The 7,144-nt window shown below is 55.6% G+C and carries 4 protein-coding genes; 3 read left to right on the plus strand and 1 reads right to left on the minus strand.

Features of this window, described 5'->3' with window-relative positions; translation table 11 throughout:
* Nucleotides 1–126 precede the first annotated feature (126 nt).
* Complete coding sequence (gene putP / locus BDE01S_RS06785; RefSeq protein WP_066079168.1) at nucleotides 127–1,644, minus strand: sodium/proline symporter PutP; 1,518 nt, start codon at nucleotides 1,642–1,644, stop codon at nucleotides 127–129.
* 617 nt (nucleotides 1,645–2,261) lie between these two features.
* On the opposite strand from putP, the gene BDE01S_RS06790 reads away from it, so the two are divergent.
* The 3 genes from BDE01S_RS06790 (at nucleotide 2,262) to BDE01S_RS06800 (ending at nucleotide 7,090) form a co-directional block, all read left to right on the plus strand.
* Nucleotides 2,262–3,440 carry an efflux RND transporter periplasmic adaptor subunit gene (locus BDE01S_RS06790; RefSeq protein WP_066079173.1) on the plus strand — a complete coding sequence of 393 codons (1,179 nt, stop codon included), beginning with the start codon at nucleotides 2,262–2,264 and terminating at the stop codon, nucleotides 3,438–3,440.
* Nucleotides 3,441–3,633: 193 nt separating this feature from the next.
* Nucleotides 3,634–5,571 carry a MacB family efflux pump subunit gene (locus tag BDE01S_RS06795; RefSeq protein WP_066079170.1) on the plus strand — a complete coding sequence of 646 codons (1,938 nt, stop codon included), beginning with the start codon at nucleotides 3,634–3,636 and terminating at the stop codon, nucleotides 5,569–5,571.
* Between the two features lie 133 nt (nucleotides 5,572–5,704).
* On the plus strand, nucleotides 5,705–7,090 hold the full coding sequence (locus BDE01S_RS06800) for a TolC family protein (RefSeq protein WP_066079175.1): 1,386 nt from the start codon (nucleotides 5,705–5,707) through the stop codon (nucleotides 7,088–7,090).
* Nucleotides 7,091–7,144 lie beyond the last annotated feature (54 nt).

Consider the following 7,144-nt stretch of genomic DNA (forward strand, 5'->3'; position numbering starts at 1 on the left):
ATAAAAATTAACCGCCGTTGTTCGGACACATACAAAAAGGCCGTCTGAAAACCAACCCGGCAACTTCCGGTTTGGTTTTCAGACGGCCTTTTCTTTCCGTTAAAGCGAATCTGTCAAGCGGCGGCCTTACTTGGCCGCTTGATAATCCGCGTCCGCCTGTTCGAATTTTTTCACGATTTCCGCGTCCGGCTCTTTGCCCAGCAGAGATACGGCGACTACGGTCAGCCAGCAGGCGATAAAGCCGGGAACGATTTCGTACATGGTGGCCATTTCAGCCGCTTTGAGCGCGGGATTGACCCATTCCGCCCAAGCCACGCAGACAACCGCGCCGACTATCATGCCCCACAGTGCGCCGTTGGCGGTCATGCGTTTCCACAATACCGACAAAATCACCACCGGACCGAAAGCCGCGCCGAAGCCTGCCCATGCGTAGGATACCAGCCCCAACACTTTGCTGTCGGGGTTGGCGGCAATCAGGATGGCAATCACGGCCACGGCCAGCACCATAATGCGGCCTACCCACACCAGCTCTTTCTGTGCGGCGTTCGGGCGCAGGAAGCCCTTGTAAAAGTCTTCGGTAATCGCGCTGGAACACACGAGCAGCTGGCACGACAAGGTGGACATGACCGCCGCCAGAATCGCGCTCAAAATAATACCGGCAATCCAAGGGTTAAACAGGATGGTGGCCAAAGCGATAAAAATACGCTCGTTGTTGCCGTCCATTACCCCCGCCTGTTCAGTATGTGCGCCGAAGTAGGCGATACCGAAATAGCCCACGGCCACCGCGCCGGCCAGACACAAAATCATCCAAGTCATGCCGATACGGCGCGCGCTTTTGAGCGACGGTACGTTTTCCGCCGCCATAAAACGCGCCAGAATGTGCGGCTGCCCGAAATAGCCCAAGCCCCAAGCGGCGGTGGAAATAATGCCGAGCAGCGTGGTGCCGGCAAACAGGCTGCCGTATTCTTGTCCGGTGGTCGCGGCAACGCTTCGGACGGCGGCACTCATTTCGTCCGCACCGCCCAAAGCCAGATATACCATAATCGGGGTCAGAATCAGCGCGAAAATCATCAGCGTGGCCTGCACGGTATCCGTCCAGCTTACCGCCAGGAAACCGCCGATAAAGGTGTAGGCGATGGTTGCGCCCGCGCCCAGCCACATCGCCTGCTCGTAAGTCATGCCTTCAAACAGGCTTTGGAACAGGCGCGCGCCCGCCACTACGCCGGAAGCGCAATAAATCGTGAAGAAAAACAAAATGATGACGGCGGAAATCACTTTCATCGCCTGGCCTTTGGCACCGAAGCGGTGGTAGAAGTAATCCGGCAGGGTCAGGGCATTGTTGGCGTATTCGGTGTGTACGCGCAAACGTCCCGCCACAATCAGCCAGTTGAGCCACGCACCGATGACCAGGCCGATGGCAATCCACGATTCGCTCAGGCCGACCGCGAAAATCGCACCGGGCAGACCCATCAGCAGCCAGCCCGACATATCCGAAGCGCCCGCCGACATCGCGGTGACAAACGGGCCCAAGCTGCGGCCGCCGAGAATGTAGTCGTCGAAATTGCGCGTGGAAAAATAAGCGGCCAGCCCGATGACCAATACGGACACCAAATACAGGCCGAAGGTGATATACATGGGGTTCATGTACGGCTCCTCTTTTGAAGTTGACCAATCGGGGCGCGGGCTCTGCCGGTATGGCCGCTGCCGCTACACCCGAATTTCTTTTTTCTGATAGAAAACAACAGTCCCGCCATGCCTGCCCAATCCGGGCAATCAGCAAAAATATCTGATATATCAAGCACTCGGAAGGAAGCGGCACGATTACGGGGCAGTATTTGGATTTCAGCATACCGTAAATGTCTGCTTTTGCAAAGTATTGTCAACAGAAGTTAGGAAAAAGCACTATCGTTTTTCATATTTTGATAATAAAAACAATATGATGAATAAAAATTCCTTTATCCGCCCTATCTTTACGCTTATGGAATTATCCTTCTTGCTCCTGCCCGGGTTTTATGTAGCCGGATAACGCGGCGGCGGCGCATTGGCCGTCTGAAAAATGGGAAAATATGTAAACAAAGCGCAAGATTCGGGAAAGTATTTTCAAATTAAACTTTTTATAATCAGCATATTATGTATTAATTTTGCTTTATGTCGGCTTGGCTGGCTGCGGCAATTCCAGTAAAATCCGCGCATTATTTTGTCTTGATTACTGTCTTTTAACCGACTGCTCGGCTGATGATGCCGACCCTATGGAACCGATGATGAAAAAAACCCTCAAATGGTCGCTCGGCCTGCTGATTGCGGGCGCGGCGGCTTTTGCAGCGTGGAACTATCTTAATCCCGAAGAGCAAATCAACTACCTTACCGAGCCGGCGAGCCGCAAAGATATCCGCCAAACCGTCAGCGCCACAGGCGAAATTTCCGCCGACAAGCTGGTCAATGTCGGCGCGGAAGCCAGCGGTCAAATCAAAAAACTGTATGTCAAAATCGGCCAGCAGGTGCAGGCGGGCGACATGATTGCCGAAATCGACTCGCGCACCCAAACCAACACCATCAATACGCGCCGCGCCGAGCTGGATACCTATAAAGCCCGTCTCGTGTCCGCACAAATCGCCCTGAAATCGGCGCAAACGCAATACAACCGCGAAAAAGCGCTGTGGAAAGAAGACGCCACGTCCAAAGAAAGCCTGGAAACCGCCGAAAACGCCTTGGCCGCCGCCAAAGCATCGGTGGAAGAAATCAAGTCTTCCATCCGCCAAACCCAAATCGCCATCAACACCGCCGAAAAAGAATTAAGCGACACCAAAATCACCGCGCCATCCAGCGGCACGGTTGTTGCCATTCCAGTAGAAGAAGGGCAAACCGTCAATGCTGTGCAAACCACGCCCACCATTGTCCAACTGGCCGATTTGAGCATGATGTTGAACAAAATGCAGATTGCCGAAGGCGACATCAGCAAAGTCAAAGCGGGCATGCCGATTACGTTTACCGTATTGTCTGCGCCCGATGATGTCCGCCACGGCACGCTGGATTCTGTCGATCCCGGCCTGACCACCATGTCGCAGGGCAGCTACACCACCTCCACCGACACCACCTCCACCGCCATCTATTACTACGCCCGCGCGCTTGTGCCGAATGAAGACGGCTCGCTGCACATCGGCATGACCACGGAAAACACCATCGTCGTCAACGAAGCCAAAGACGCCCTGAGCGTGCCGACCCTGGCGGTCAAACAAAAAAACGGCAAATCTTTCGTACGCGTATTGGATGAAAAACGGCAGCCTGTCGAAAAAGCCGTCCAAACCGGCCTGAACGACGGTACCAACACCCAAGTTCTGAGCGGATTGCAGGAAGGCGAAGAAGTGATTGTGTCCGAATCGGAATCAGGCCAAGCCAAATCCGGCGGCATGGGCGGGCCGGGCGGCCGTCCGCGCATGTAAGCCGCAGGCAGCGTAAACAGGCCGTCTGAAAATCAGCCCGTTTTTCAGACGGCCTCCCTTGCCATTTATTTAATACATTGAAAAATCACAAAAAATATAGAGAAAAGCCGCAAATAATAAGAACAACCCAGCCTGGTGCAGCCAAGGCCGCCGCTTTTTGATTTGAATTCACGATATCGACAGACACCCAGCCATGAGCCTTATCGAATGTACAAACCTCAACCGCTATTTCGGTAGCGGCGAAAACCGCGTGCACGTTTTAAAAAACGTCAGCCTGTCGGTAGAAAAAGGCGATTTTGTCGCCATCATCGGCCAGTCCGGCTCAGGCAAATCCACCCTGATGAACATCTTGGGCTGCCTGGATACCGCCACCAGCGGCTCCTATAAAATCAACGGCGTCGAAACATCAAAAATGACCGCCGACGAGCTGGCCGCCTTGCGCCGCAAGCGTTTCGGCTTTATTTTCCAACGCTATAACCTGCTCAGCTCGCTCACCGCCCGCGACAATGTCGCCCTGCCCGCCGTCTATGTCGGCACCGATCAGAAAGAACGCGACGCACGCGCAGAAAAACTCCTGCACGATTTGGGCCTGCAATCCAAAGAGGGCAACAAACCCAGCGAGCTTTCCGGCGGCCAGCAGCAGCGCGTGTCCATCGCCCGCGCCTTGATGAACGGCGGCGAAATCATCTTCGCCGACGAGCCGACCGGCGCACTCGATACCGCCAGCGGCCACAATGTGATGGAAATCCTGCATGATTTGCACGCGCAAGGCCACACCATCATCATGGTCACGCACGATCCCGGCATCGCCGCCAACGCCAACCGCGTGATTGAAATCCGCGACGGCGAAATCATCGCCGACACCAGCAAAAACAAAGAAATCCCCCCCAGCAGCGTCCAACCGGTGGAAGAAAAAACCTCTTGGCTGTTTTACAAAGACCAGCTGATGGAATCCTTCCGCATGTCGGTGCAGGCCATTCTCGCCCACAAAATGCGCTCGCTGCTGACCATGCTCGGCATCATCATCGGCATTACCTCCGTGGTGTCGGTTGTCGCGCTGGGCAACGGCTCACAGCAGAAAATCCTTGAAGACATCAGCGCCATGGGCACCAACACCATCAGCGTCTATCCCGGCAGCGGCTTCGGCGACCGGCGCAGCAACCGCGTGCGTACCCTGACCGTCGCCGACGCCGACGCCATTGCCAAGCAGTCTTACGTCGCCAGCGTGACACCCATGACCTCGCAAAGCGCCACCCTGACCTACCGCAACCTCGACTTGAGCGCGCAGCTGTACGGCGCAGGCAGCCAATATTTCGACGTGCGCGGCATCAAGCTGGCCGAAGGGCGTTTCTACAACGAAGACGACGTGAAAAACAGCCGCTCCGTCGTGGTGATTGACGACAATACCAAAAACAAGCTGTTTTCAGACGGCACCAGCCCGCTGGGCAAAACCGTATTGTTCAACAAACGCCCACTGCAAATCATCGGCGTGACCGCCAAAGAAGACAATTCCTTCGGCAGCAGCGACAGCCTGGAAATGTGGTCGCCCTACACCACCGTTATCAACAAAATCAGCGGCCAGCGCTACATCAACTCGATTACCGTCAAAGTTAAAGACGATGTCAGCTCCAGCGCCGCCGAAAACGGCCTGACCGCGCTGCTGACCGCCCGCCACGGCAAAAAAGACTTCTTTACCCGCAACAGCGACAGCATCAAGCAGACCATTGAAGCCACCACCGGCACCATGAAGCTGCTGATTTCCTCTATCGCCCTGATTTCATTGGTGGTCGGCGGCATCGGCGTGATGAACATCATGCTGGTTTCCGTGACCGAGCGCACCAAAGAAATCGGCGTCCGCATGGCAATCGGCGCGCGCCAGAGCAATATTTTGCAGCAGTTTCTGATTGAAGCCGTGATGATCTGCTTAATCGGCGGCCTGACCGGCGTCTTGCTCTCCGGCACAATCGGCGTGGTATTCAATTATTTCGTTACCGATTTCCCGATGGCGTTTTCCACCTTCTCCATCATCGCCGCCGTATTGAGTTCCACCGTTATCGGCGTCGTATTCGGCTTTATGCCCGCCAAACGCGCCTCGCAGCTCAATCCGATTGACGCGCTGGCGCAGGATTAACGCCGCGCACAAAGCCCGTAAGGTGGGTAACTTGTTGCCCGCCACACTTATCCGCAAGAGCAAAATATAGGCCCGTTTTTTCAGACGGCCCCAACCGCACAAGGCCGTCTGAAAACCACACAATGGAATGTTCATGAAACACAAAATCCCGATTCAGACGGCCTTGAGCCTCTCCGTCGTACTGGCACTGAGTGCCTGCGCCATCAACCCCAAAGCCGGCCAAGTGCCGACCCTCGCCGGCAGCAGCCACGTCGTCAGTGCGGCCGAAGCCGCCGAACGTTACGACATCAACGGCAACTGGTGGGAAATCTACCAAAGCCCGCAGCTCAACGCACTGGTTAATCAGGCTCTGGCCAACAACATCGATTTGAAGCAGGCCGCCATCAGCGTCAACAAAGCCCTGTACCAAGCCAATATCCTGGGCGCGGATTTAGTACCCGCCTTCAACGGCTCGCTCGGCGCGTCCACCTCCCAAAACCTCAAATCCGGCAGCAGCAACAACAGCTTCAGCAGCCAACTCGGTCTCAGCTACGAACTGGATTTGTGGAAACGCCTGAGTGCCGCCGCCGACGCACAAGTATGGACCTACCGCGCCACGCAGGAAGACCTGGCCAACACCCGTCTCACCCTGATAAACAACGTTGCCGACGCCTATTTCAACATCGCCTATCTCAACGAAGCCATTGAGTTGACGCAGAAATCCATACAGCATTACCAAGAAACCGCCCGCATCGCCGCCGCCAAATACCGCCTCGGCAAAGCCGACTCCAGCGAGCCGACGCAAGCCGACCAATCGCTTTTGGGCGCGCGCAACAACCTGCTGTCGCTGCAAAACAACCGCGAAATACAAGAGCAAACCCTGCGTAACCTGCTGAACCTGAAACCCGGCGAAGCCATCGCTGCCGAGCCGGCGCAATACCGCCTGCTGAGTGCAAAAGGCGTCGATTTGAACGTACCCGTTACCGTATTGGCCAACCGCCCCGACCTGCGCGCCGCCGAATACCGCGTACAATCCGCGCTGCAATCGCTGGCCGTACAGAAACGCAGCTGGTACCCGAGCATCACGCTGGGCGCATCACTGAGCGCGTCCTCCAATAAAGCCTCCACCGCATTCAATATTCCGTTTTTAGGCGGATCGGCACAAATCAACCTGCCCTTCCTCAACTGGCCGAAACTGAAATGGCAGGACAAATCGGCCGAAGCCGATTTCGACAGCGCCAAGTTCAGCTTCGAGCAAAGCCTGACCACCGCGCTCAACGAAGTCCACACCTACTACCAAGGCTACCGCAACGCCCAAGCATCCCTGCGCAACCTGCAACAGCGTTACGCCCTCGACCAAAAAAACAGCCGCTACTACCAAGTGCGCTACCAACACGGCAAAAACGAGCTGAAAGACTGGCTGGGCGCGCTCAACACCGAATACAGCTCCGCACAAAGCGTACTCAACCAACGCTACGAAACCCTGCGCTATGAAAACATGGTGTATAAAGCCATGGCGGGGCGTTATACGCCGAAATAAAGTATATCGGCTTGGGCGTACCCTTGCCGAAAACGACAACAGGCCGTCTGAAAA

This window comes from Bergeriella denitrificans NBRC 102155, from assembly GCF_001592185.1.
Taxonomy (GTDB): Bacteria; Pseudomonadota; Gammaproteobacteria; order Burkholderiales; family Neisseriaceae; genus Neisseria; species Neisseria denitrificans.

Coding starts and splice junctions, on each gene's coding strand:
- putP (WP_066079168.1), bottom strand. CDS start 1,644: ATGAACCCCATGTATATCACCTTCGGCCTGTATTTGGTGTCCGTATTG.
- BDE01S_RS06790 (WP_066079173.1), top strand. CDS start 2,262: ATGAAAAAAACCCTCAAATGGTCGCTCGGCCTGCTGATTGCGGGCGCG.
- BDE01S_RS06795 (WP_066079170.1), top strand. CDS start 3,634: ATGAGCCTTATCGAATGTACAAACCTCAACCGCTATTTCGGTAGCGGC.
- BDE01S_RS06800 (WP_066079175.1), top strand. CDS start 5,705: ATGAAACACAAAATCCCGATTCAGACGGCCTTGAGCCTCTCCGTCGTA.